Source organism: Virgibacillus halotolerans (assembly GCF_016908515.1).
In the GTDB taxonomy this organism is placed as follows: domain Bacteria; phylum Bacillota; class Bacilli; order Bacillales; family Amphibacillaceae; genus Virgibacillus_M; species Virgibacillus_M halotolerans.
On record NZ_JAFBEA010000010.1, the window covers coordinates 43,350 to 68,925 of the forward strand.

Sequence of the window (25,576 nt, forward strand, 5' to 3'; positions counted from 1 at the left end):
TAGCGAGAGTCTTCGTTGTACTTATGCTGGATAAGAAAGGTTTAAACTTTCTTTTCTGTCAAAATCAACAAAGCTTTTCGGCGGGACGAACCCATCCTGCAGTCTCAATCTTTGAGAAAAGATCCTAACAAAAAGACTGACATTTGATATGTCAGCCTCTTTCCACCGCTTTATTCATCCACGTGAAATATTTGATACACGTCCCGTTTTGGCATTTTCCTGTCTGCTGCCACTTGCTTTATAGCTTCTTTACTTGATACATTGTCTTCAGCTATATAATAATTCACATGGTCCAGAACAGATAAATGGCTCCACCATAGCAATGTCTCTTGTTCTCTAGGTGTAGTATTCCCTTCCATCACAAGACAGAACTCACCCTTTAGCTCCTGCTGCTCCACCCATACGAGGAGTTCATCAACTGTTCCGCGGACATACTCCTCAAAACGTTTAGTGAGTTCCCTAGCGATCGCCACCCGCCGATTACCAAGTTGTTCACTTATTGTCTTTAACGTATCTTTTACCCTATAGGGGGATTCATAAAATAAAAGTGTTGCCTGGAAATCTTTTAATTGGGTTAATGCCGCTGCTTTATCCTTTTTTTTCCGTGGTAAAAAACCATAAAAGTAAAATTCTCTTGCTGGAAGACCAGAACCCACCAACGCACACAATGCCGCATTGGCACCCGGTAATACAACAACGGACTGATCATGCTCGATTGCCGCTTCTACCAATTCATACCCCGGATCAGATATGGCAGGCATCCCGGCATCGCTAACGATCGCTATCGATTCACCGCTTTGTACACGCTCAAGCAATTGATCCGCACGTGACGCTTTATTATGTTCATGATAACTAATCAATGATGTCGTGATTTCAAAATGGTTGAGCAGTTTTTTCGTGTTTCGTGTATCTTCAGCAGCAATGATGCTAACAGATTTCAGTACCTTCAGTGCACGATAGGTAATATCCTCTAAATTTCCAATCGGGGTCGGTACCACATATAGTACCCCTTTCGTCGGATCATCAAAGCTTTTTTGTATGTTCAAATTGCATCACTTCTTTCAGCTTATCCCGGATAAGTTCGAACTTTCTTTTGCGAGACAGTTGTTTGATCTGATATTCCTTTTTTAATGCCGCTTCTTTACTGGGAAACTTTTCAATGAAAACAACTTGAAATGGACCCCTTCCACGGGTATATTTTGCTCCTTTTCCACTCGTATGCATTTTCAGACGCTTTTCCAAATCATTGGTGTATCCTGTATATAGCGTGTTATCCTTACATTTTAACATATATACAATATGCTCATGATCTTCCATAAATAATATCCTCTGCTTCATTTGTATATGTCCCATCACTATTGTAAATATATAGTGGCGGTAAAATTTTCAAATCCGCTTTCCCATCACGAATGCCTTCTACCAATAGCATATTCGCCTCTTTACCCTTTTTTGGATAGACCAATTGCAGCCGCTTAGGCTCCAGTCTGTACGCGCGAAACAATGTGATGATATCGACTAACCTGCCAGGTCGATGAACCATGGCCACTTTCCCGCCCGGACGAACATGTAATTTGCAAGCCTTCACAACGTCCTCTAACGTACAATAAACCTCATGCCTGGCAATCGTCAGAAATTCATTATGATTATGCTCGGTTTTCGCTGGCGTCGGAAAATAGGGTGGATTACATGTGACTACATCGAAGCTGCTCTGACCGAGCATTGGTTGCATTTCTTTCAAATCACCATGAATCAGGTTGATTTGATCTGATAGCTTATTAAGCGCCACATTACGTTCCGCCATACCAAATATTCTTTCCTGTATCTCTACACCTGTAATATTAGCCTGCGTACGCTTCGATAACAGAAGCGGGATCACGCCGTTTCCTGTACATAGATCTAAAATTTTACCCCGCTTTATCGGTACATAGGCAAATTCAGCAAGCAGTACAGCATCGAGTGAAAAGGAAAAAGCGGACGGACTTTGTATTATCTTCATACTTTCATCTGCTAATAAATAATCAAATCGTTCATCATGATATAACTGAACCATATTTAACTCCTATCACGTTAGAAAACTTGGCTTATCGCCAAGTCTTAATGGCGGAAGCCTTCGTTAAACTTATACGGGTTTCCTAAAAGTTTATATTTTCCTATCAGTGTAAAGAAAAGCTGTCTCATCATTCGAGACAGCCAACTCACAAGTTATTTTGCTTTATTCAGGAAATCAAGGCAAAAGATACAATCCTCGTCTTGTCTTGGGCTGCCAAATTCCAAGTTACAAATATGAAAGCCTTCATCATACAGTCTGGCTAAATTATCATATCCTTCACCAGGGATTTCTCCCTTTGCAGCATTTGAATTGGTAACTTCTTTAATGATATCCGCATCTGTATTATCTAAACGGTTTCTTAAATGGTGATTTTCTGTTGCCAGGCGGTGATTTTCTTCCAATAAATCACGCAATCGCCCCTTTAAATCACCAAGTTGTTCATATAATTCACCAATTTGTTGTTCCATATCTGATACCTGATCAAATATTTGTCTATTGTTCATGCTATCTCACCCCAATTATTCTGTGGCAGAAATAATTCCTTCATCAATCAGTTCATCTAGAGTATATTCAATTACACGCTCTTTGTCAGGAATTTCGATTTGGATGAGTCGTTCCAGCATGTTTAAACCAACTACTTTTCCTTTTCCGAAGGATGTCCTAATAGCCTGTCCCATATCCGGTAAATCACGCTTCGCTGCTTCATAATCATCATTTTCATACTTTAAGCAGCACATTAACCGACCACATAATCCGGATATCTTCGCTGGATTCAATGACAAGTTTTGATCCTTTGCCATTTTTATGGATACTGGTTCAAAATCGCCAAGGAATGTGGAGCAACAAAGCATCCGGCCACACGGACCAATGCCACCCAGCATTTTCGCCTCATCTCGAACACCAATTTGTCGTAGTTCTATACGTGTTTTAAACATCGACGCTAAATCTTTTACTAAATTACGGAAATCCACCCTTCCATCTGCCGTAAAATAGAAAATGATTTTATTGCGATCAAATGTATATTCTACCTCTACTAGATTCATATCCAGTCTATGTTCTACAATCTTATTTGTTCCGGTTTGAAAGGCCTTTGTTGCATGCTCCTGGTTTTCAATAACCGTTCGCTTGTCCTGTTCATCCGCAACGCGAATCACTTTCTTTAAAGGAAGTACAACATCTTCTTCCTCGACCTGTTTATTGGTAACAACTACTTTACCAAATTCAATCCCACGCACCGTCTCCACAATCACATAGCAATCTTGCGAAATATCGCAGACGCCGGGATCAAAATAATATATTTTACCCGCCTTTTTAAAGCGGACACCAATTACTTCTATCATTCTAATATCACCCCTGTATTTGAAGTGTAAGTTGTTCAATCACTAATGTAGGATTGACATTTTGCTTCAAATTTCTTTTTGCTTGTAAAATAGCATTTAAAGCATCCACTAATTTTTCCTGAGAAAAGGACATCGCTGCTTTCTCAAGCAATGTATCATCTGAAGCGAAAAACACCATCGCTTCTTCATTACCTATATGGAAATATAGAATATCCTTACATGCCAACAGCAGCAAATCAAGCCCTTGCTCCTGCTCATTTCGTTCCTTAAAATGGGGAACCCATCGACTATGAATAAATAGGAAAACATCTTCCGGATGATCTGAAAATGTTTCTATCAATTGTACCACTAAGCTTCTTGCAGTGGCAAACCGTGTATCCTGGTTCAATAAGAAAGCTTCATCCAGGTTATTAGTTAAAGCACCCATTAATATCGCATCTTTTCCACCCATGCCCTGTTCTGTTAATTGCTGCTCAAACAAGACCGGATTTAGCGGCTGCAAGTCAATGACTTGGCAACGGGAGCGAATTGTCGGGATAATGGACTGACTATTTTCTGTTAGCATAATCGCTATTGTTTGTTTACTTGGTTCTTCTAAAAACTTTAAAATCCGGTTTGCTGCATTTAATGTTAAGGTGTCAGCACCTTTAATAATATATACTTTTTTATTGGATTCAAGTCCGGAATACGTAAATTCCCTCTGTAAATTTCTAATCTGTTCTATTTTAATCGATTGTCCATCCGGTATAATCCAATGAACATCTGGATGATTCCCGGAGGCAATGCGTTTACAAGCATTACATTCCTGGCATGGCTCAATCCCTTGTTTATGCTCACAAAACAATCCCTTTGTGATCAATAAGGCGATTGCTTCTTTTCCAGTGCCACGCTCTCCTTGAAGTAAATAAGCATGAGAAATGCGGTCCTTTTTGATGCTATTGGTAATAATTTTACTTGCTAACGGTTGAACTTCTGCAACCTCAGACCACGTTTTCATAAATACCCTTCCTTACTCTTACCCATATATGTTAATCAGCAGTCCCTTAATCTCGCCAATGAGGCCCAATAAGTCTACTGTCTTTTTTTCTTGATTCATAATTTCCTCGGTTAACGCCATTAATTTTTCATCGACTTCTTTTATAAGTGCTAAATTACGATTTTGTCCATCAATATTAAAGCTGTTTGACTTTTGTAAGTCAAGTCCACTTGATACTGTTTCCTGTAAAAATCCTTTCACCATTCGTTTGAACTTTACTAAATCACGAAAGGTATGAAATCGCGCTAGTTTGTTCCCTTGTAATGTAATATTTTTCATTAATTGCTGTAATTCCTGCTGCTTCAAATGTTTGGTTTGGGACTGAACCATTTTGTTAAATGTCTGCGCCTCGCTGGCTGGTGTACGTGTAAAGTTCGCTTCTGTCTGCGCCCTTAATTCTTGGTTGATTTTCATGTGTTCAGTCCCTTCCCCTCTGATTAAACCCTATTAAAATTGAAAAAATGACTCGATTGGCAGGATGAATACAACCGCTCCGCCAACTTCCACTTTAACTGGCTTCGGAATATAAGAATCCGCATTGCCACCCATTGGTGAAATTGGAGCCACCATTTGTTCACGGTGCGAGCAATTGTCCTCGATCACTTTTAGTGCCTCATCTACATACTCGTCCTCACAACCAATCATCAGTGTTGTGTTTCCTTCCTTCAGAAACCCACCTGTTGTCGCAAGCTTTGTCGTTTGAAAATTCTCTTCCCCTAGCGCATCAACAAGACGGCTCGAATCTTTATCCTGAATTACTGCAATAATTAACTTCATGTTGCAGACCTCCTTTATTTTTTTAGGTATTTAACAATACAGGCTAGTGCATCCTTTTCGACTGCTTCCATCGTTTGATCGGCATTAATCGTTTGAATACGATCCGGGAATTTATCCTTGATAATCTGATAGCCTTCATAAACTTGTTCATGAAAATGGAGCTTCTCCAGATCCAAACGATTTCTTTCTCTATCTTTATTCGCCGCGATGCGTTCTAATCCTTTTTTTGGTTCAATATCAAAAAATAATGTTAAATCGGGCATACAATCTTGAATGGCAAATTGGTTCATTGCAAACACTTCATCGATTCCCAGACCCCTCGCATAGCCCTGGTATGCAAGACTACTATCTATAAATCGATCACATAATACAATTTTCCCTTGTTTTAGCGCCGGAAATACTTTTTCAACGAGATGCTGTCTTCTTGATGCGGCGTACAACAATGCCTCTGTTCGTCCTTCCATTTTTATATGGAGCGGATCAAGAATGATGTCCCTGATCTTTTCTGCAATTTCAATCCCGCCAGGTTCTCGGGTTGTCATTACGTCATAACCTGCCATATCTAATTTAGCTGTTACAGCAGAAAGAATCGAAGTTTTGCCAGCACCCTCGCCACCTTCAAACGTTATAAACTGTCCTTTCACGTGTTCACTTCTCCTTTGTTTCTGTAAACCTTGATGCCGTCTTCCCTTTGCTGTATGCGAACACCCTGCTTCAGCATATATTCGATTGCTTCAATATGTGCCGCTGTTATTGTTTCTCCTTTAAGGATCAAAGGAATGCCGGGTGGATACGGAATAATCGCCTCTGCAGCGATATATCCTGCCCCTTCATGAAAAGGAACTTGTATCGTTTGTAATCGATTCATTGCTTGATAAGACAAAGCCAATTCCTGAATAGGATGTGTAAAAAGCCCTGTTACCTCTATTGTAGCATGATTTACATTATTTTTTAATTGTTCACACACGCTTTTCACTATTTTTATTAACCTGTTCCTTTTCTGAAATGGTGCCAATCCATGGATAAATAAAATCTGATCATCGGTAACGAGTTCCGGATAGACGCCTTCTTTTTCAAAGAGATTTGCTATTTCTTTGGCCGAAAACCCTTGTTTCACGTGTAACGTTAACTTTAATGGATCATCTGAGAGATGGATATCCCAATTATCGGGCGCCTCTAATGCTTCTCTGACTTGTTCAACGCTTTCTAGTATGTCTGTCATTGTTTCCTTTGTCATGGTTGCTAAAAAGGAACGTGCAATATCTAAAGATGCCATTAATGGATAGGACGGACTGCTTGATTGAATCATTTGTAGAAAGTGTGCAATCCGTTCTTTAGAAACGAATGTCGATTTCATATGTAAATAAGAAGCCATTGTCATTGCAGGTGCCATCTTATGCGCGGATTGGACAACCACATCCGCTCCTAATGCTAAAGCAGGGGCAGGGAATGGACCTCCTAATGAGAAATGAACACCATGTGCTTCATCTACCAACACTGGAATATGGTGATGATGTGCCAGCTCAATCATTCCCTTGATGTTATAAGTTTTTCCAAAGTAATCGGGGTAAGTTAGTATAACTGCTTTGGCATCCGAATGACTTTGCAGTGCTTTATCTAACGTGTCGATAGAGGGGCTCGTGTAGCGACCAACGATAGCATCATATTCTGGCGCAATAAAAACTGGGCTTGCCCCACTTAGCTCCAAACCGTTCATAATCGATTTATGACTATTACGCTGTACAATCACTTCATCTCCAGCGTTGCAGGTTGCTAGAATCATCGCCAAGTTTCCCGCAGTACTTCCACCGACAAGGAAAAAGGTATGTTCAGTGCGGAAAAATGCTGCTGCTAACTTTTCCGCTTCAGCAATAGACTCTGTCGGGGCGTGCAAGTCATCTAAACCTGGAATCTCTGTCATATCCATCTTGAGAATTGCATCAAAATGGGATCGGGCATAGGCAGGGAACACATCTCCATTCTTATGACCAGGCACATGAAAGGATGTAGGATTTGTCTCATTAAGTTGTTTTAATATTTGGTAGATAGGAACTTGATGCTGATCCATGGTATGATTCCTCCTTCCGATTTTCTATTACAATACCATTGTAACAAAAAAAGCCTTTGCAAGTGATTGCGCAAAGACTTTCATTTTCTAAGAGTATAGTTTAGGTTGGTTCACATTTTTTAACTTCCTTAGATAGTAGCTATACTTTTCTTCTCTTGGCTCTGTGTGAATCATATTATGCTCACAGTCTGTACAAATAAATAGGGTGTATAAATGAATTCCTTTCGCCTTTTCTTCCTCACATATACCGCACCGTTCCAATGGAATTGTTTGTTTCATGTTTCCCCACCTCCGTTAGCAAATAGTATCTCCTAATCTAACGGAATCTATACAAGGAAACTTTGAAACTTTTATATCAAAAAAAAGTGAATGGCTGCAAGAGAGGCTACACCGAACAATCCAAGTAATCCTGACACAACTACCGTAAACAGATTGATAGGAACATGCAGCCCAACTGCCCCACCTAAAACATTAAGGAAAAATAAGAACAAAATACCAATTCCCAGCTTGACCGTTGTCTGTCCAATAAACCGCATTGGCTTTACCGGGGCACCAACAAATAGCAGTACGATAATTAAAGCAACCATAATGGAAATAACGATTACAGAATTCAAAGTAAACATCTCCTCTTCCTTGTCCTCTTAATAGTACATATGCTAGAAGTTTGGAAAAAAGAACGCGGAAAAAGATGTCCTTACACTGGTTTCCTAAAAGTTATACTTTCCTATCCGTGTTAGAAAACTTGGCTTATCACCAAGCCTTTAATGGTGAAAGCCTTAGTTGCACTTATACTGGTTTCCTATAAAAGGTATATTTTCCTATCAGTGTAAAAAAGACAAAAGGGAAAGGTCCGCATTTGTCTTTTTATTTTACTATTCTATTCTATTTTATTCATCTATTAAAGGTGTGCTGCTGCATTGATTTGCCGATGTCTGGCTTCACGGAGCAAAAATAAATATTTTGCACGCGCAAGGTTTTCCCGATACTGACTATCTGCAGTTGGTTCGATGCTTTTTTCAACGAGCGATTCGATTTGTTTCCATTCAAGCTGCAAAGCATAGATTGTATTTAATAGTTCTTCATCCATATCACTTTTCTTTATCTTTTTAGCCATGTGATCCACCTAACTTCTACAAATCTCGTCTGCCCTCTAACGCCTTTGATAGCGTTACTTCATCTGCATATTCCAAATCGCCGCCAACAGGTAACCCGTGTGCGATGCGTGTGGTCCGCACTCCTGATGGCTTCACAAGACGTGAAATATACATCGCCGTTGCTTCTCCCTCAATATTCGGGTTTGTTGCTAAGATCAGCTCTTCTACTTCTTCATCTTTTAAGCGATTCAGCAAATCAGGTACATTGATATCTTCTGGTCCTATACCATCCATGGGTGAAATTGCGCCATGAAGTACGTGGTATTTTCCATTGTATTCCTTCATCTTCTCCATCGCAATAACATCTTTCGGATCCTGTACGACACAGATAATCGATGAATCCCTTGACGTATCCTGACAAATCGAGCATGGATCCTGATCTGTAATATGCCCGCATATCGAACAATGGGTCAATTCTCGCTTCGCATTTACCAAAGCATTGGCAAAGCCCAGTACATCATCGTCTTTCATATTTAAAACAAAAAAAGCCAGCCGGACAGCAGTTTTTGGTCCGATCCCCGGCAATTTTGTAAAACTGTCAATCAGTTTAGAAATCGGTTCTGGATAATACATCTAATGTGCCTCCTAAAGTCGCGTTCAAAAGGGAGGAAAAAAGGACCAAGCAGTTCGACGCAGCATAGCTAACAAAGAAATGCGATGTGTCATTTTTACCGGACCTTTTGAACAACCACTATAAAACCTAGAACATTCCAGGCATATTCAAGCCTTTCGTGAATTTACCCATCGTATCATTTGTCTTATCGTCAATTTGTTTAAGCACATCATTTGTTGCTGCTAAAATAAGATCCTGTAGCATATCGATATCATCCGGATCTACAACATCTTCTTTAATTTGTACATCTGTAATTTCTTTTTTTCCATTTGCAATAACCGTAACCATGCCACCGCCTGCAGATGCTTCAAAACTCATTTCATGCAGCTCATCTTGTGCCTTCATCATCTTCTTTTGCATTTGTTGCATTTGCTTCATCATACCGCCCATATTTCCACCTTTCATGGAAAACGCCTCCTTCAAAGTCTCATTTGTTTTTTAATCATGTATTTCGAGTAAGTCATCACCAACAAGCTTTCTGGCTTCATCGACAAGTGGATCTGATTGTTCGTTTTCCCCTGTCTGTTCGCTTGTTGATTTTTCCTGTTTGTTTATATATTCTGTACGCAATTCTGTCCAGTTATTTTCTGGAATCGGGATGATGGTTAATGGTTTATCCATCACACCTGCTAGTACAGATTCAATTGTCTCCCGATTATCTAGGAAAAGGGAACAATGAATTTCATATTTAAAAGCAACTACAAGTGCTTCATCTGAGGCAGCTGCAGGTTTGCTATCCTGGATGGTTGCATGTGCTGGTGCATTTTGCGCCTTCAGTTTGCTTAAAAAATTTGCCCATTGTGATTGTACATTTTTCAGCGCAGGCTTTTCAGCTTGCGTCAATACATGACGGATTTTCTCGAACTGAACTTTAAAACTACTTTTCGTCATTCTTGCTTGGGCTTTTTTCGGTTCTCTTGGTACTGCAGATTGGTTAGCCGCAGTTGCGTTTTGTTTCAGTGTGCGCAATTCCTTTTCCAACTGTTCCATTTTTGAGGAAAGCTTTGTAACTGCCTCGGAATCAGCCGGGCTGGATGATGTCTCTTGCGCTTGATAGCGATTCGTAATGGTTAAAATAGCAATTTCAATAAATACCTTTGGACTATTCGTCCATTTAATTTCCTGCTGACACTGATTTAATTGCATAATCGCATCCTGAATCCAACCGATTGATACCGCTTCTGTCAGGGCATGAAAGCTTTCATCTGCACGTGCCCTTTCCAACAATCCTTCCAAGGATGGAGCACTTTTATATAATAATAAATCACGCATAAAGTATATCAGATCATACACAAAACGTCCCGGATCTTTACCACCACTGATTAATTCATCCAATTGTTTTAATGCATGCTTCACATCCTTTTCATGCATTGATTTTACAATATCGGTTAGAATTTGCTGGGAAACGCCACCGGTCACTGCCAGTACATCATCTAATTCAACATTGTCTTCACTATATGAAATCGCCTGATCTAAAATGCTCAATGCATCGCGCATACCGCCCTCTGCGGTTAGTGCAACGGTTTCTAGCGCTTCAGGTGAAACGGAAACATCTTCCACATCTATAATCGTTTTCATACGATCTACAATTGCTTGATTTGAAATTGGTTTAAAGTCAAAACGCTGACATCTTGAAATAATCGTTAGCGGAATTTTGTGCGGTTCGGTAGTTGCTAGTATAAATACAACATGACCCGGTGGTTCCTCTAGTGTTTTGAGGAGCGCATTAAATGCATTCACGGAGATCATATGCACTTCATCAATGATGTACACTTTGTATGGAACAGAACTTGATGCATATTTTACTTTATCACGGATTTCCCGAATATCATCCACACTTGTATTTGACGCAGCATCGATTTCTATCACATCAGAAATCGAACCATCCTGAATACCACGACATGCGGCGCATTCATTACATGGTTCTTTAACCGGCGAACGTTCACAGTTGATCGTTTTCGCAAAAATTTTCGCCGCACTTGTTTTTCCCGTTCCACGTGGGCCGGAAAATAAATAAGCGTGAGAGAATTTTTCCTGAACAATCGCATTTTGCAGTGTCCGGGTAATATGTGTTTGTCCAACAACGTCGGCAAAATTTCTCGGACGCCAAACGCGATACAATGCTTGATAGCTCATAATATACGGTCCCCTCTAAGATCTCTATCTAATTATACCCGATTTCGGGGGTGAATGTGAATACAAAAGTAATAAATCCTTTTATAAAGTGTAACTTCATTCAGTGGGAGCTTTACCGCCCGCCAAACTGCGATAAATAAAAAACCTTTACCAGAAAATAAATCTGACAAAGGTTTTTCTCATATGTAAGCCATGCACCCACCGTTGATGTGACGTCCCTATGCGTTACTTAAGTTCATGGCTCAGCCTAGGCTTCCCCACGGCACACAGAAAATTCCACTTACTGCTGCTTCCTTCCGGACCTGACAGACTTCGTAGGTTCCTGTTGCGCGGGACCTGAGCGTCAACACCACTCCCTTAAGGCAGACCATAAAGTCGCCTCACCTCGGATGGGAATTCAGCCTCGCTATAGCGGATTGCGAGTACAGGGCACCGCTACCTCCCCACCTAGCACGACATGATTCATTATAACGATTCTACTTAAAAAATGCAATGAAAAGAAGAAATTCCTATCTGGTAATTTTTTGTTCCAGGTAAAGAATGTATAAACGAAGGGCGTTATCTACACGTGTCGTTACAAGAAAGCAAACTAAAAATATATCATCTAGGATGGGAGCGGAGGGAAGTCGACTCCTGCGGGAAAAGCAACAACTGAAGATCCCGCAGAAAGCGTACTTTGCTTTCGAGGAAGCTGAAGTGTTGTCCGCGGAAAGCGACTTCCCATAGCGAACATCCTCACGGCAAGAACACCAATGTTTAAAAGGACCAAGTGTTTCCCTGGTTTTTATTGAAGAATCAGTTTGATAAAGCATCATTACTTTTATTTTTTCTTAACGCTTTGAAAAAATCCCTTAATAGATCCCCACATTCTTGCTCCAGCACGCCTTGTGTAATGTCCACCTGATGATTGAATCGCTCGTCATCAAGCAAATTCATCAATGTACCAGCACAGCCCGCTTTTGGATCTGATGCACCGAAAACCACTCGTTTAATTCGCGATTGAATGATCGCACCAGCACACATTGGGCATGGTTCAAGCGTCACGTATAGTGTACAATCTTCCAAACGCCAGCTGCCGTTTTTCCTATTCGCCTCCTGAATCGCAATCAATTCTGCATGAGATAGGGTCGTTTGCGATGTCTCCCTAAGGTTGTATCCTGTCGCAATGATCTCATCATTGTACGCAATAACAGCACCAATTGGGACCTCGTCTATTTCGCCTGCTTTTTTTGCTTGCTCTATAGCAGCACGCATAAATTTTTCATCTGTCATATTGATCACAACTTTTCATTTATAGTTTGAAAATAGCATAGTAGGAAATAAATAAGTAAAGACCAAGCAATAAAAAGGAGCTGCTTATGACTATTTCACTTGTAAATACTGCTGTATTATTTATAGATATTATTAACGATTTTAATTTCGATGGCGGGGAGAAGTTAAATAAACACACCGAAGAAATTTTACCAAACCTTATAAAATTAAAAGCTTTTGCTAAGAAAAACAATTTACCCACGATCTATGTTAATGATCATTACGGTATATGGCAAGCGGACTTTCATAAAATCATTGCCCATTGTACGAATGATAGAAGCAAACATATTATTGAAAAATTAAAGCCTGATGAAGATGATTACTTTTTAATTAAACCACAGCATTCCGCTTTTTTCCAAACACCACTGCAATCATTGCTGAATGATTTAGGAAAAACCCATTTGATGATGGCAGGGATTGCCGGTGATATTTGTATTTTGTTTACCGCAAAGGATGCCTATATGTATCAGTTCAATATGCATATCCCGGAAAATTGTATGGCCTCAGAAGAAAAGGAGACCAACAATTACGCACTCTATTTAATGCGTTCGGTGATGAAGGCAAATATTGAACCGATCTAGCATATTCTAAAGCAACCCCTCATAAAGTGTAAGTAGCAAATCTATTTACGAGGGAGGGATCATTTTGCAAATACACGTTGTACAGCAAGGGGATAATTTGTTTAATATCGCAAATACATACAATACATCTATCCAAAAACTATCCGATGCAAACGAGTTGGATGCACCGAATAACCTTGTTGTTGGTCAAACACTGGTTATTCCGATTGTCGGGCAATTTTATTTTGTCCAACCTGGGGATAGCCTCTATTCTATCGCACAAAAGTTTGGAATGTCCTATCAGGAATTAGCGAGCATAAACAATTATCCCGTTGATAACATTATTCCAGTCGGATACAGTTTATATATTCCACCACAACCAAAGCGAGAAATCACGTCCAGTGCCTACATCGAACCATTTGGAAATACTGTTTCCGAAACATTGATCAACGCAGCAACCAAGACCACTCCTTATTTAACGTACCTGGCCACTTTTAGCTACAATGTGAATCGTGATGGTACATTAACTGCGCCACCACTGGATGACTTGAAGCAAATCGCTGATGGGAATAATACCGCTTTAATGCTCGTTGTTACTAATTTAGAAGCGGGGGCGTTTAATGCGGAATTAGGTCACATCATTTTGACCGTTCAAGCCGTTCAAACTACATTGTTAGACAATATTATTAATACTGCTCAAACAGTTGGCTTTACAGATGTACATTTTGACTTTGAATTTTTACCTGCAGCGGATCGGGAAGCCTATAATACCTTTTTAAGAACAGCCAAGGATCGTCTATCCCAGGCAGGATTACAGATGTCAACAGCGCTAGCACCAAAAACAAGCGCAACACAGAGCGGACAATGGTATGAAGCACACGATTACAAGGCACACGGTGAAATTGCTGACTTCGTCGTGCTTATGACATATGAATGGGGATATAGTGGTGGTCCACCAATGGCTGTTTCGCCAATTAGCGAAGTCCGAAAAGTAGTCGATTACGCATTAACAGAGATACCAGCAAATAAGATTTTGTTAGGACAAAATTTATATGGCTATGACTGGACGCTTCCACATGTTCCAGGTGGCGAACTTGCACGGGCACTGAGTCCGCAACAAGCTATTACGTTAGCACGACAGCAACATGCCGAGATCCAATTTGATGAAGGAGCACAAGCGCCATTTTTTATTTATACAGACGAACAAGGGAATCAGCATGAGGTGTGGTTTGAGGATGCGAGATCCATTCAAGCAAAATTTAATTTGATTAAAGAATTAGGTTTGCGTGGCATAGCCTATTGGAAACTAGGATTGGCATTCCCACAAAACTGGTTACTCTTACAGGACCAGTTTACAATTCAGAAACTGGAATAACCAATAATGAAAGATAAAGTGAAACTTCATTCAGTGGGGGGGTTACTGCCCGCCAAACTGCGATAAACTATGTAAAAAAAGGAAGGGAGCAAATTCCCTTCCTTAACTATTATTTTAACAATTTAACGGACTCACGGTTGAATGCTGGAATATCATCTGGTGTACGGCTGGTAACCAATTGATTCTGACAAACAACAACTTCTTCATCCTTATAATTTACGCCGGCATTTTCCATGTCAACTTTAATTGATTTGAAGCCTGTCGCTGATCTTCCATCCAAGGTTTTGGCTGTAATGAGCAGCTGTGGACCGTGACAGATAGCAAACACAGGTTTTTTCTCATCCATAAAATGTTTGGCAAATTTAACGAAGCGATCATCAGCACGTAATTGGTCTGGTGAGAAACCACCTGGAATAAATAATGCATCAAAATCAGCTGGATTAGCGTCGCCAATTCCTTGATCAATCGTGACTGTTGCTTCTTTATTTTTACCTGTAACTTGCGCTCCTTTTTCACTACCAATCGTTACGACCTCATGTCCGGCATCTTTATAAGCTTTAGCTGGATCTGTATATTCTACATCCTCGAACATATCTGTAATGACAGTTGCTATTTTCTTACCCATCAAAAATCCGCTCCTTTATAATGATGTTACATAGATTGTTTTTCCCACTTAAGCGAATTTCAAACATCATTACTTTATCCCCATTAATTCCCGTAATTCGTTTTCATTGGTAATTAGATCCTTGATGGTGTATCCGTCAAGCACTTGGAAAAATGCCTGTAATGCCTTATTTAAAGCGTGCTTTAATGTACATCCTGGTGAAATCACACAATGGTTTGTTCCTTTATCGAAACATTCCAGCAACACAAAATCATTTTCTAATAGGCGGACAACTTTACCAACATTAATTTCCTCAGCTGGCCGCGCCAATTGAATTCCACCATACCTGCCACGCGTTGACACGATCAAATCAAGCTTCGTCAATTCATGAACAATTTTCCCTAAATGGTGTTGGGAGATATCAAATACATCGGAGATCTCTTTAATACTGGCAAGCTCTCCTTCTTTATTCATCCCTGTATAAATTAATACACGTAAAGCGTAATCGGTATATTTCTTTAGATTCATATCTATTTTTTCCTTTCTTGTTCACTTCTTCACTAAACTGTAACAGATGTTTCTTTTATCCTATTGATACAGCATTTCCATCTAGGATACAATAAAGGTGTATTCAAAATACATCTTTAAAATATCAAAGGGAGTGCTTAGCTATGACAGCGCAAACGACTACTCGGTTAGATAAGGAAACCAGGGATATTGTAAAGGCTACTGTACCAATATTACAAGAACATGGTAGTGAAATAACCAAGCGATTCTATCAGCTTATGTTCGAAAACCACCCAGAATTAAAAAACATTTTTAATCAGACTAATCAGCGAAAAGGGGATCAGTCCAAGGCACTGGCAAACACTGTATATGCTGCTGCAGCTAATATTGATCAATTAGAGGTTATTCTACCACACGTAAAACAAATCTCACAAAAACATCGAAGTTTAAACATTAAACCAGAACATTATCCGATTGTTGGAAAATACCTATTATTAGGTATGAAAGATGTACTAGGAGAAGCAGCCAATGACGACATTATTGATGCCTGGGAAAAAGCTTATGGGGTCATTGCCAGCGTATTTATTGATATTGAAAAAGAAATGTATGAAGCAGTGGAAAATACTGTTGGCGGCTGGACAGATTTTCGTGACTTTAAAATCGTGAAAAAAGTAGTGGAAAGTGATGTGATTACTTCATTTTATCTAGAACCTGTTGATAAAAACCCATTCCCAACTTTCAAACCCGGACAATATATTACAGTAAAGGCTGAAATAAATGGGGAAAAATATCATCATTTAAGACAGTACAGCTTATCCACCGCACCTGGAGTGGGCACATACAGAATTAGTGTAAAACGCGAGGATGCAATAGATAACAATCCGGCAGGGGTTGTGTCCACCTTCTTGCATGAGAACATTCATGAGGGTAGCACATTACCAATTAGTGCGCCTTCCGGTGACTTTGTCCTAGATCAAGCGTGTACGCGTCCACTCGTTTTAATCAGTGGTGGCGTTGGCTTAACACCAATGATGAGCATGCTGGAAACGGTGATTAAACAACAACCGGATCGCGATGTTATTTTCATCCATGCTGCCCGTTCAGGAAAGTTCCACGCCATGAAAGACAGGGTGGATGAAATCGTTCAAAAACATGAGCCAGTAGCTGCATATACAGTGTACGATCATCCTGGAGCAGATGACGAATACGATAAAGCGGGGCATATTGATTACAATTGGCTTAAATCCGTCTTACCGACAAATGACGCTGCATTTTACTTTTGTGGACCAAAAGGATTTATGCGTGCCATGTATACTAATTTAAAACAACTTCATGTCGCAGATGAAGATATCCATTTTGAAATCTTTGGACCAGCAGACGATATAACAGCATAAAATGAAACTTCATTCAGTGGGGGTTTTACTACCCGCCGAACTGCGATAAAAAAATAAGGTTAGCATCTCATCAACAAATAACGAGATGCTAACCTTTCTTAATTTACTCCTCTAATGTAGATGTATCACCGGTTGGCAAGCCTAACTCCCATGACTTCAGCAAGCGACGCATAATCTTACCACTGCGTGTTTTTGGTATTGCCTCTCTCACTTCTATTTCACGTGGTGCAGTATGGGCACTTAAACCAGTTTTAATAAATTGGCGAATCTCCTCAAGTAAATCGTCCGACTCTTCGTAGCCTTCATTGAGTGAAATAAACGCTTTGATAATTTCTCCGCGTTCCGGATCTGGTTTACCGATTACACCAGCCTCTGCTACTGCAGGGTGTTCCAGTAATTTACTTTCTATTTCAAATGGTCCAACCCGTTCACCAGATGTGTTAATCACGTCATCCAAACGACCTTGAAACCAGAAATAGCCATCATCATCCCGGTAAGCACTGTCACCGGATACATACCAGCCATTAATAAAGTAGCTGTCAAATTTATTCGGGTTGTTCCAAATCTGGCGCATCATTGCGGGCCAGCCTTCCTTAATTGCCAAATTTCCCATTTGATTCGGGGGAACGATATTACCTTCATTATCAACAATCGTCGCTTCAACTCCCGGTATTGGTTTACCCATTGACCCCGGACGAATTTCCTCTGATGGAAGGTTTACAATCAGCTGTGCACCTGTTTCCGTCATCCACCATGTATCATGAATACGTAGGTTAAATGCCTTTAATCCCCATGTAATGACTTCTGGATTTAATGGTTCCCCAACGCTCATAATATGTCTTAGTGATGATAAGTCGTATTTATCTGCTGCCGTTTCACCAGCACTCAACAGTTTACGTAATGCTGTCGGCGCAGTATACCATACGCTAACCTTATACGCTTCCAATGTACCGTACCAATCATCTGGTGAAAATCGACCGCCACGAACAACATTGGTAACTCCTTTAAGCCACGGTGCAAATATACCATAGGCTGTCCCTGTTACCCAGCCAGGGTCAGCGGTGCACCAGTATACATCATTATCTTTCAAATCCAGCACCCATTCAGCTGTGGCATATTGCTGAACCATCACATTGTGTACATGGTAGACACCTTTTGGTTTCCCGGTTGATCCGGAAGTATAGTGAATCAGCATACCATCCTCTAAATCTACCCATTCCATTGCGAAATCAGTAGATGCCTCTTCCATTTCTTGCTTGTAATCGATATATTGCCCACCAGTTTCATTATGCTCGCCAATGAGAATAATTTTCTTAAGATCCGGCAGGTCATTCTGCGGAACTCTATCTAGTAGTTCTGGTGTAGTAATCAAAACACTCGCTCCACTATCTTGTAGACGATCACGAACTGCTTGCTCCATAAACGCTTCAAATAATGGTCCTGCAATTGCACCTGTTTTTAATATACCAAAAAAAGAAGCGTAAAATTCAGGACTTCTCGGCATAAATAGAAAGACACGATCACCTTTAGCGACATCATGCTTTTTTAACACATTGGCAAACTGGTTACTTTGCTTACTAAGTTGTTCAAATGTAACTTTTTCCTCACGATCCGGTGCAGCATATATTAATGCGACCTGATCCTTTTTAGCTGGATCTTGTGCATGTCTGTCCAATGCTTCATGTGCAATATTTACCTTGCCTGTTTCATTCCAACTAAAATTCTTATTCATATCATCCCATGAAAATGTCTCACGCATTTTATCATAGTTTTGCAGATTATAGTCCCCTTCACTTGCAGGAATACGCTTCATATCCATCCAATCACCCCATCGTTATTAATTTGAAATCGTTTGCAATAAATTGACCAGACATATTATTACAAATTATATAAGTATTCTGCTGACAAATTCTATTTTAGAACATTTCGTGACATTTTGAAAGTATTTCATGATATAAATGAAAAAACCACTTGAACAAGTAGCACCTGTTCAAGTGGTTTTCCTATCTCGAGGCTGCTTTTTCCTCAAGTCGCTTTTCTCTTTCAGAAATAATATAAGCACATGCCGCATCACCAGTAATATTAAGTGAAGTCCGCAGCATATCAAGTAATCGATCGACACCAATAATGAGGGCAATACCTTCGACAGGTAAGCCGACCTGCTGTAACACCATTGCTAGCATAATTAAACCTACGCCTGGAACTCCTGCTGTTCCAATACTAGCTAATGTTGCTGTTAAAATGATCATGATGATATCTGTAAAGCCCAATGTTTGAGCATACACTTGGGCGATAAATACTGTCGCAACCGCCTGCATAATACCTGTCCCGTCCATATTAATGGTTGCACCAAGCGGCTGTACAAAACTACTAATCTCTTTTTTAACACCCAGATTTTCCTGCGCAGCCTTCATCGAAACAGGCAATGTTGCATTGGAACTGGATGTACTAAAGCCCAGTGAGATAGCAGGGAAAAACCCTTTATAAAATTTAAGCGGGTTACCCTTGCCGAGGCCCCAGATGGCTAAGCTATATGTCACTGCGCCATGGATGAACAACGCTAAAATGACGGTGACCATATACATCGCCATAGAACCCAATGCGCCAAGTCCTGCCCCACCGATTGCAGAAGCGATCAGGGCAAAAGCGCCATAGGGTGCTGTTTTCATAACCAAATTAACAAGATACATAAAAATCTCATTTATTTGTTCAAACAATCGATAAACAGCGCTTGTCTTCTCTCCAAGAACAGCAAGTGCCAAACCAATGAAAACAGCAAATGCAATAATCTGTAGCATATCACCCGAAGCCAAGGAGTTGACCGGATTATCCGGGATGATATTAATCAATGTATCCATAATAGGCGGAGCTGATTCTGCTTCATACTCCGCATTGCTCACATCAAAGACACCAGCTTTTCCTGGTTCTAATAGGTACGCCAATCCTATACCAATACTAAGAGCGATTGCTGTTGTTACAAGGAAGAAGGTAATCGTTTGAATACCAATTTTACCCAGTTTAGCAGGTTCACCTAACCCCGCTGTACCTAGTACAATCGAAACAAAAACAATCGGAACTACAATCATCATAATAAGGTTTATAAATATTTGACCAACTGGATCAAGTACATAAGTATCTGCTGCTGAAAATATATTCTCAGGAACAAAAGTAAAGCCGATGCCAACGATAACACCGAGTATAAGAGCGATAATTATCTTTTTTGTTAGACTCATATCATTCATTCCTTTCTCGTTATAAAATTGTGACGAATCTACTGAATATTTAGGGACCAAGGGTGGGTTACACTTTACATGAGTAGGTGACTTCAGACAAGGTAAAACATACAATATGGAAAGCCTATGAACTGTCTAGGTTAGTGACATTGCTTTATGGTATACAATAGTAAGAGAAGCTGATCATTCTCATTGAGCCACACAAAAGACAATATACTGTAGGATTATATCTGTATTTTTTTGGAAAATCAATTATTGTTTTACATACAACCTGCTTTTCCACTTGTAATATGCATCGTGGCTATTGTAAAATTAATTCTAAAGAGGTGAAGCGATATGGATAACGATATACATGGGGATGAAAAGGTCTATACTACGAAAGAAATCGCCACATTATTAGATATGGCGATCTCTACAGTAAGGAAATATGCACAGCATCTGGAAAAGTCCGGTTACACCATTCATAAAACCGCTAGTAAGGCAAGGGCATTTTCCGAAAATGATATTATGATATTAAGGTATTTAAAAGATTTAAGGGATAAAACAAACATCACAGTGGAGCAAGCCACAAGCATTGTCATTGAAAGATTTGGAAAAGAAGAGGCGTCAGCTATCCATTCCAACCATTCACCTACAGACACGCCAGATGAAGCGAATTATAAGGAAATGGAAGAGAAAATAAACAAGCAGGCTGAACAAATAAAAGTATTGTCTGCAAGGTTAGATGAGATAGAGAAACAAAGTAACAGAAGATATAAGCTATTAATAGAAAATATGAAAAAGCTGCTAGGCGCATTGAAGGTGCTATTAAAGGAGAATAAAAAGAAGAAGCATTGGATTGCTCGTATTTTCAGCAAGTAACCAAATGGCCCCGGCAGGATTCGAACCTGCGACACCTGGTTTAGGAAACCAGTGCTCTATCCCCTGAGCTACGGAGCCGAATAAACGTAACATGATCTATTATACAAAAAAAACCAGTAAAAGAAAAGCATCAATATTTTTCCATGGAATACATCGATTTACTATGCTAAAATTTATAAAGCGATTTAGATTTGTTTTTGATCGGAGGAGTAAGCATGACAGAAGTTCCTTTTATTGCTATAGAAGGACCGATTGGAATTGGAAAGACATCCCTCGCCAGAAAAATTTCTGCCCATTTTGATTTTCATTTATTGAAAGAAATTGTCGAGGGAAACCCATTCCTCGGCAAATTTTATGAGGATATTGAGGCATGGAGTTTTCAGACGGAGATGTTCTTTTTATGCAATCGATTTAAGCAACTAGAAGATATTGAAACAGCATACTTACATGAAAATAAAGCAGTTGTGGCTGATTATCATATATCCAAAAACATGATTTTTGCAAAACGTACCTTGCAAGCGGACAAATTCGACAAGTATGAACAAATTTATCAGATACTCACGAAAGACATGCCTTTACCAAATATGATGATTTATCTGCATGCAAGTCTCGATACAATTATGGAGCGCATTCATCAACGCGGTCGAGATGTTGAACAAAATATAAAAGATACCTATCTTGCCGGGCTTATACAGGATTACGAGGACTATATGAATGAATTTGAAGTATTACATCCGAATATCCCCTTGATACGAATTAATGGGGACAAAACGGACTTTGTACGCTACCAAAATGATTTAGATCCGATTATTGAAATCGTAACGGACCATTTACAAGGTAATGTAGCTGCAAACAAGCGATAACAGGTAACGAAGGAGTACACTAACATGAATCTTAGAGAAAAATACCTCATACCAAATGACAGCATTATTACGATAGCTGGTACCGTCGGGGTCGGAAAATCAACCATGACAAAAGCATTGGCACATGCTTTGAAATTTAAAACCTCCTTTGAAAAGGTAGATACGAATCCTTATTTGGAAAGCTTTTATGCAGACTTTGAACGCTGGAGTTTTCATTTACAAGTGTATTTCCTAGCGGAGCGGTTCAAGGAACAAAAGAAAATATTTGAATATGGCGGCGGGTTCATTCAAGACCGTTCCATCTATGAAGACACCGGTATTTTTGCAAAAATGCACTTTGATAATGGCACCATGTCGCAAACAGATTATGAAACTTATACAAACCTGTTTGAGGCGATGGTAATGACACCTTATTTTCCCCATCCAGACCTACTCATTTATCTAGAGGGCTCACTTGATGAGGTGTTGGAACGAATCCAGGTACGTGGTCGTGATATGGAGAAGAATACACCAATTGCTTATTGGGAAGAGATGTATACGCGCTATGAAGATTGGATTAACAACTTTAACGCCTGTCCGATATTGCGAATTAATATTTCCGACTATGATTTAATAGAAAAAGAGCAATCAATTGAACCCATTTTGGAGAAAATCGGTCATTTTATTCAGCAATCCCGGCGCTGGAAGTCACGCGAAGTAATAAAATAATGTAAAAAAAGGTTATCCCAGACAGCACTTTTGCTTTCTGAGATAACCTTTTTTGTTTTAAGTATAACTACTTTCTTACGACATAAATGCAACTAAGGCACGCGCCTAAAGTCTTGGCGTATGCCAAGTTTTCTAATGCTGCTTCTTCTTGGCGCTTTGATCATAATATGTATCCATCAGACCCATTTTTTAATCCATATTACCTAATTCAATTGAACGCTCACGGGCACTCTGAACACATTCCATAATGATTTGTTGAAAGTCATGACCTTCTAATACTTCGATACCAGCATGTGTCGTTCCTGCTGGGCTGGTTATTTTTTTTCGTAATTCAGCCGCTGACTCTCCCGACTGCTTTAGCATTTCTCCAGCGCCGACTACCGTTTGTGTGATAAGGTCCATCGCGGTACTTTTATCCAGTCCCGCGTCTACAGCAGCCTTTTCCATCGCTTCTACTAAATAATAAATATAGGCGGGACCACTTCCGGAAATACCTGTGACCGTGTGCATATCCGCTTCATTTACTATCGTTGTTGTACCTATAGTGTTAAATAACTCCTCCGCTTCCCCTAGATGTTCATCTGTCGCATACTTTCCAGCAGAAATAGCTGTTGCTGAATGGCTAATTGTTGCTGATGTGTTAGGCATCGCGCGTACCACCGGTGCATCATTACCAATTAAATCGGAAATATGCTCCGTTGAAACTCCAGCAATAACAGAAATGATTAACTGGTTTGGTTTAACATACATTTTAATTGATTCCACAGCATCTTTTAAATCACATGGTTTGGTGGAAAGGATAATAATATCTGTATTCAATATCACCGCTTCTTTGTCCATTAAAGGCTGTATCTGATATTTCTGTTCCAGACGCTCCAAACGTTCTCGATTACTTTTATTTGTCGCAACAATCTTACCTTTTTTTAAGATTTGTGCCTTAACAATTCCCGAAATAATGGCCTCTGCCATTGAGCCTGCGCCGATAAATGCCAGTTTTTTACTCATTTATATTACCTCCTTATAATGGGTAAACTAAAATCAACTTATTTTCTGTATGAAACATAAAAAACTCATGTCATCCCTATGAAAAGGACGAAATGAGTTTCCGCGGTACCACCTAATTTAGCATCCCTAAAGAGGGGTGCTCTGCTTCTATTGATAACACAGTTCAACTGTGGTTAGTTGTTAACTAACGACTCCCAGGTAGGTTCATACATGCTATGATTGATGGAATCTTTCAGCCGGTGAATTCCACTCTCTTTCAAATACCATTGTATTACTAATCTGATCAATGTCTTTTTAATTTAATTGTATTGCTTAAACTGATAAAAAATACAATTTATCAGGAGATCAGTATAAGCTAAGTTTCCTAATAATATATGCTTTTATAAGATTATTGTCAAGATAACTTTGTCATATACCTATAAATTCAGGTATACTAAGCCTGAAAGAATAAGAAAGTAGGTGCTATTTCCTATGGAAACAGATCAATTACAGCAATTAAAACTAGTGAAAAATGAATTAACTCGGTTTATGATGACCTATAAATTTGGTTTAGACGAAATGACTACTAAGATAAATATATTACAGGAGGAATTTGAGCATTTAAATGATTATAACCCAATTGAACATATTAAATCACGATTAAAATCTCCGGAAAGTATATTTAAAAAAGTATATCGGAAGGACTTTGATGTGTCACTTGAATCCATTAAGGAAAACATTCAGGATATCGTAGGCATACGTATTGTCTGTTCCTTTATTTCCGATATTTACAAAGTTAGTGAAATGATTCAGCAGCAAAAAGATGTTACGCTCGTCGCATGTAAGGATTATATTAAAAATCCAAAACCGAATGGCTATAAAAGTTTGCATCTTATTTTATCCATCCCAGTATTTATGTCCGATCGGGAAGAACAAGTTTATGTTGAAATTCAAATTCGAACAGTTGCAATGGATTTCTGGGCAAGTCTCGAACATAAAATTTATTATAAATACGATAAGGACATTCCCGAAAATTTAACAGAAGAACTGACAAATGCTGCGACAGTTGCAAATGAGTTAGATCGCAGAATGGAACAGTTGAATAACGAAGTAAATCATTACAAGAAAGAGGAAGCAAATGATAATGAATTTAACATCTTGCAAATAAATAATGAAAGTTTCCCATTACCAAGTAACTTGCTTCAATCTTTTCTTAATAAGGATTAAATATATTACAAAATCCCACTACAACTGTAGTGGGATCTTTTATCTCCAATATTTATGCGCTTGTTTAAAAATGGAGGAGGAAGAGGGATTCGAACCCCCGCGGGCTTTGACACCCCTGTTGGTTTTCAAGACCAATCCCTTCAGCCAGACTTGGGTATTCCTCCGTGACAACATTTAATAATATACAATATTATCTCCCCCCTGTCAATTCTTTTATGTTTTTTTATTTTCCCCTGTTTAAGTAAGCCCATTATTTCATCAAACCCACAATCAATTTCTTTATTTGTTATATAGCTCAACTTGGCTTTTGATAGAGCATTTTTGTCGCTTTTATTTAAACTGCGATATAAAAGCAAGTTGATTCCCAAGAGGTGTGTTGTTCTGTCGTCCAGGATCGATCCGGGCGGATACTTTCCGCGGGTACGGCCTTCGACGCACAGGATGTGCTAGTGCAGACGTTGCCACAGGACGTGGCGAACTTAGTCTGTCTCATTACACTTTCGGGGGTCTTCGGACACGTGCTGGGACTGCGATTACTCGTCCCACCGAAAACCATTGTTCCCGCTGGAGTCACCGCCCTCCTCTCACCCGGACTGGTTAATGCTATTTACGGGAAGGTACTTTGTCATTTCATCCAGCTAAAGCACGCTTTTATTGGCAAACGCTATACTTAGCGGCCCGTATACACGAAGACTCCTGCGGGAGGAAAGGCATAGGTGAGACCCCGCAGTGCGTAAGCACAAGGAGGCTCAACAGCCGCCCGCGGAAAGCGTAG

29 protein-coding genes, 2 tRNA genes and 1 other RNA gene are annotated in these 25,576 nt (G+C 39.6%); 7 read left to right on the forward strand and 25 right to left on the reverse strand.

What is annotated here, in order from left to right:
* Positions 1-170: 170 nt before the first annotated feature.
* From rsmI to tadA, 18 genes are all read right to left on the reverse strand, one after another.
* Positions 171-1,046, reverse strand: a complete 876-nt coding sequence (gene rsmI / locus JOC34_RS18080; protein WP_205138195.1) for a 16S rRNA (cytidine(1402)-2'-O)-methyltransferase — start codon at positions 1,044-1,046, stop codon at positions 171-173.
* Positions 1,024-1,317 carry a GIY-YIG nuclease family protein gene (locus JOC34_RS18085; RefSeq protein WP_205138196.1) on the reverse strand — a complete coding sequence of 98 codons (294 nt, stop codon included), beginning with the start codon at positions 1,315-1,317 and terminating at the stop codon, positions 1,024-1,026. Before JOC34_RS18085 ends, rsmI begins: the two co-directional genes overlap by 23 nt.
* Entirely contained in the window at positions 1,304-2,050 is a 747-nt protein-coding gene (locus tag JOC34_RS18090) for a tRNA1(Val) (adenine(37)-N6)-methyltransferase (RefSeq protein WP_205138197.1), read from the reverse strand. The genes JOC34_RS18085 and JOC34_RS18090 overlap by 14 nt, the downstream gene beginning before the upstream one ends.
* A gap of 152 nt (positions 2,051-2,202) precedes the next feature.
* Positions 2,203-2,553 carry a DNA replication initiation control protein YabA gene (gene yabA / locus JOC34_RS18095; RefSeq protein ID WP_205138198.1) on the reverse strand — a complete coding sequence of 117 codons (351 nt, stop codon included), beginning with the start codon at positions 2,551-2,553 and terminating at the stop codon, positions 2,203-2,205.
* A 15-nt stretch (positions 2,554-2,568) separates the two neighbouring features.
* A complete protein-coding gene (locus JOC34_RS18100) occupies positions 2,569-3,390 on the reverse strand; it encodes a PSP1 domain-containing protein (protein WP_205138199.1) in 822 nt (273 codons plus the stop codon).
* Between the two features lie 7 nt (positions 3,391-3,397).
* Positions 3,398-4,387: a DNA polymerase III subunit delta' gene (gene holB / locus JOC34_RS18105; protein ID WP_205138200.1), complete on the reverse strand. Its 990-nt coding sequence runs from the start codon at positions 4,385-4,387 to the stop codon at positions 3,398-3,400.
* A gap of 18 nt (positions 4,388-4,405) precedes the next feature.
* A complete protein-coding gene (locus JOC34_RS18110) occupies positions 4,406-4,840 on the reverse strand; it encodes a YaaR family protein (protein WP_205138201.1) in 435 nt (144 codons plus the stop codon).
* Between the two features lie 33 nt (positions 4,841-4,873).
* The gene (locus JOC34_RS18115; RefSeq protein WP_205138202.1) at positions 4,874-5,203 is read right to left on the reverse strand and encodes a cyclic-di-AMP receptor; all 330 of its coding nucleotides are present in this window, start codon (positions 5,201-5,203) and stop codon (positions 4,874-4,876) included.
* A gap of 14 nt (positions 5,204-5,217) precedes the next feature.
* Complete coding sequence (gene tmk, locus JOC34_RS18120; protein WP_205138203.1) at positions 5,218-5,847, reverse strand: dTMP kinase; 630 nt, start codon at positions 5,845-5,847, stop codon at positions 5,218-5,220.
* A complete protein-coding gene (locus tag JOC34_RS18125) occupies positions 5,844-7,271 on the reverse strand; it encodes an aminotransferase class I/II-fold pyridoxal phosphate-dependent enzyme (RefSeq protein ID WP_205138204.1) in 1,428 nt (475 codons plus the stop codon). Before JOC34_RS18125 ends, tmk begins: the two co-directional genes overlap by 4 nt.
* Before the next feature lie 87 nt (positions 7,272-7,358).
* A complete protein-coding gene (locus JOC34_RS18130; RefSeq protein WP_205138205.1) occupies positions 7,359-7,550 on the reverse strand; it encodes a sigma factor G inhibitor Gin in 192 nt (63 codons plus the stop codon).
* 71 nt (positions 7,551-7,621) lie between these two features.
* On the reverse strand, positions 7,622-7,885 hold the full coding sequence (locus JOC34_RS18135; protein WP_205138206.1) for a pro-sigmaK processing inhibitor BofA family protein: 264 nt from the start codon (positions 7,883-7,885) through the stop codon (positions 7,622-7,624).
* A gap of 284 nt (positions 7,886-8,169) precedes the next feature.
* A complete protein-coding gene (locus JOC34_RS18140) occupies positions 8,170-8,385 on the reverse strand; it encodes a YaaL family protein (protein ID WP_205138207.1) in 216 nt (71 codons plus the stop codon).
* A 16-nt stretch (positions 8,386-8,401) separates the two neighbouring features.
* Positions 8,402-8,998, reverse strand: coding sequence for a recombination mediator RecR (gene recR, locus JOC34_RS18145; RefSeq protein ID WP_205138208.1), 597 nt, complete (start codon positions 8,996-8,998; stop codon positions 8,402-8,404).
* Between the two features lie 127 nt (positions 8,999-9,125).
* On the reverse strand, positions 9,126-9,443 hold the full coding sequence (locus JOC34_RS18150) for a YbaB/EbfC family nucleoid-associated protein (RefSeq protein WP_205138209.1): 318 nt from the start codon (positions 9,441-9,443) through the stop codon (positions 9,126-9,128).
* A 33-nt stretch (positions 9,444-9,476) separates the two neighbouring features.
* Complete coding sequence (gene dnaX / locus JOC34_RS18155; protein WP_205138210.1) at positions 9,477-11,174, reverse strand: DNA polymerase III subunit gamma/tau; 1,698 nt, start codon at positions 11,172-11,174, stop codon at positions 9,477-9,479.
* Positions 11,175-11,364: 190 nt separating this feature from the next.
* Positions 11,365-11,630, reverse strand: an RNA gene (gene ffs, locus JOC34_RS18160) — signal recognition particle sRNA large type.
* 339 nt (positions 11,631-11,969) lie between these two features.
* Positions 11,970-12,446, reverse strand: a complete 477-nt coding sequence (tadA, locus tag JOC34_RS18165) for a tRNA adenosine(34) deaminase TadA (RefSeq protein ID WP_205138211.1) — start codon at positions 12,444-12,446, stop codon at positions 11,970-11,972.
* A gap of 92 nt (positions 12,447-12,538) precedes the next feature.
* Between tadA and JOC34_RS18170 the strand changes: the two genes are divergently transcribed.
* Both JOC34_RS18170 and JOC34_RS18175 read left to right on the forward strand, forming a co-directional pair.
* Positions 12,539-13,066, forward strand: coding sequence for a cysteine hydrolase family protein (locus JOC34_RS18170; RefSeq protein WP_338062700.1), 528 nt, complete (start codon positions 12,539-12,541; stop codon positions 13,064-13,066).
* Between the two features lie 64 nt (positions 13,067-13,130).
* Positions 13,131-14,420 (forward strand): glycoside hydrolase family 18 protein, encoded by a 1,290-nt coding sequence (locus JOC34_RS18175; protein ID WP_205138213.1) that lies wholly within the window; start codon positions 13,131-13,133, stop codon positions 14,418-14,420.
* 109 nt (positions 14,421-14,529) lie between these two features.
* On the opposite strand, the gene JOC34_RS18180 is transcribed toward JOC34_RS18175, so the two are convergent.
* Positions 14,530-15,045 (reverse strand): type 1 glutamine amidotransferase domain-containing protein, encoded by a 516-nt coding sequence (locus tag JOC34_RS18180; protein WP_205138214.1) that lies wholly within the window; start codon positions 15,043-15,045, stop codon positions 14,530-14,532.
* A 69-nt stretch (positions 15,046-15,114) separates the two neighbouring features.
* A complete protein-coding gene (locus tag JOC34_RS18185; protein ID WP_205138215.1) occupies positions 15,115-15,552 on the reverse strand; it encodes an RrF2 family transcriptional regulator in 438 nt (145 codons plus the stop codon).
* Between the two features lie 143 nt (positions 15,553-15,695).
* On the opposite strand from JOC34_RS18185, the gene hmpA reads away from it, so the two are divergent.
* Positions 15,696-16,925, forward strand: coding sequence for an NO-inducible flavohemoprotein (gene hmpA, locus JOC34_RS18190; RefSeq protein WP_205138216.1), 1,230 nt, complete (start codon positions 15,696-15,698; stop codon positions 16,923-16,925).
* A gap of 103 nt (positions 16,926-17,028) precedes the next feature.
* Here hmpA and acsA read toward each other — a convergent pair whose 3' ends face one another.
* Both acsA and JOC34_RS18200 read right to left on the reverse strand, forming a co-directional pair.
* Complete coding sequence (gene acsA / locus JOC34_RS18195) at positions 17,029-18,744, reverse strand: acetate--CoA ligase (RefSeq protein ID WP_205138217.1); 1,716 nt, start codon at positions 18,742-18,744, stop codon at positions 17,029-17,031.
* A gap of 184 nt (positions 18,745-18,928) precedes the next feature.
* Complete coding sequence (locus JOC34_RS18200) at positions 18,929-20,158, reverse strand: dicarboxylate/amino acid:cation symporter (protein ID WP_205138218.1); 1,230 nt, start codon at positions 20,156-20,158, stop codon at positions 18,929-18,931.
* A 336-nt stretch (positions 20,159-20,494) separates the two neighbouring features.
* On the opposite strand from JOC34_RS18200, the gene JOC34_RS18205 reads away from it, so the two are divergent.
* Complete coding sequence (locus tag JOC34_RS18205) at positions 20,495-21,019, forward strand: hypothetical protein (RefSeq protein WP_205138219.1); 525 nt, start codon at positions 20,495-20,497, stop codon at positions 21,017-21,019.
* 5 nt (positions 21,020-21,024) lie between these two features.
* Here JOC34_RS18205 and JOC34_RS18210 read toward each other — a convergent pair.
* A tRNA-Arg gene (locus JOC34_RS18210) sits at positions 21,025-21,097 on the reverse strand.
* 137 nt (positions 21,098-21,234) lie between these two features.
* Between JOC34_RS18210 and JOC34_RS18215 the strand changes: the two genes are divergently transcribed.
* Positions 21,235-21,882, forward strand: coding sequence for a deoxynucleoside kinase (locus tag JOC34_RS18215; RefSeq protein ID WP_205138220.1), 648 nt, complete (start codon positions 21,235-21,237; stop codon positions 21,880-21,882).
* Between the two features lie 24 nt (positions 21,883-21,906).
* On the forward strand, positions 21,907-22,590 hold the full coding sequence (locus tag JOC34_RS18220) for a deoxynucleoside kinase (protein ID WP_205138221.1): 684 nt from the start codon (positions 21,907-21,909) through the stop codon (positions 22,588-22,590).
* Positions 22,591-22,779: 189 nt separating this feature from the next.
* Here the strand turns inward: JOC34_RS18220 and proC are convergent, their stop codons facing one another.
* Positions 22,780-23,595 carry a pyrroline-5-carboxylate reductase gene (proC, locus tag JOC34_RS18225; RefSeq protein WP_205138222.1) on the reverse strand — a complete coding sequence of 272 codons (816 nt, stop codon included), beginning with the start codon at positions 23,593-23,595 and terminating at the stop codon, positions 22,780-22,782.
* A 471-nt stretch (positions 23,596-24,066) separates the two neighbouring features.
* Here proC and JOC34_RS18230 point away from each other — a divergent pair, with 471 nt between their 5' ends.
* Positions 24,067-24,801, forward strand: coding sequence for a GTP pyrophosphokinase (locus tag JOC34_RS18230; protein WP_205138223.1), 735 nt, complete (start codon positions 24,067-24,069; stop codon positions 24,799-24,801).
* Positions 24,802-24,872: 71 nt separating this feature from the next.
* Here JOC34_RS18230 and JOC34_RS18235 read toward each other — a convergent pair.
* A tRNA-Ser gene (locus JOC34_RS18235) sits at positions 24,873-24,965 on the reverse strand.
* Positions 24,966-25,576 lie beyond the last annotated feature (611 nt).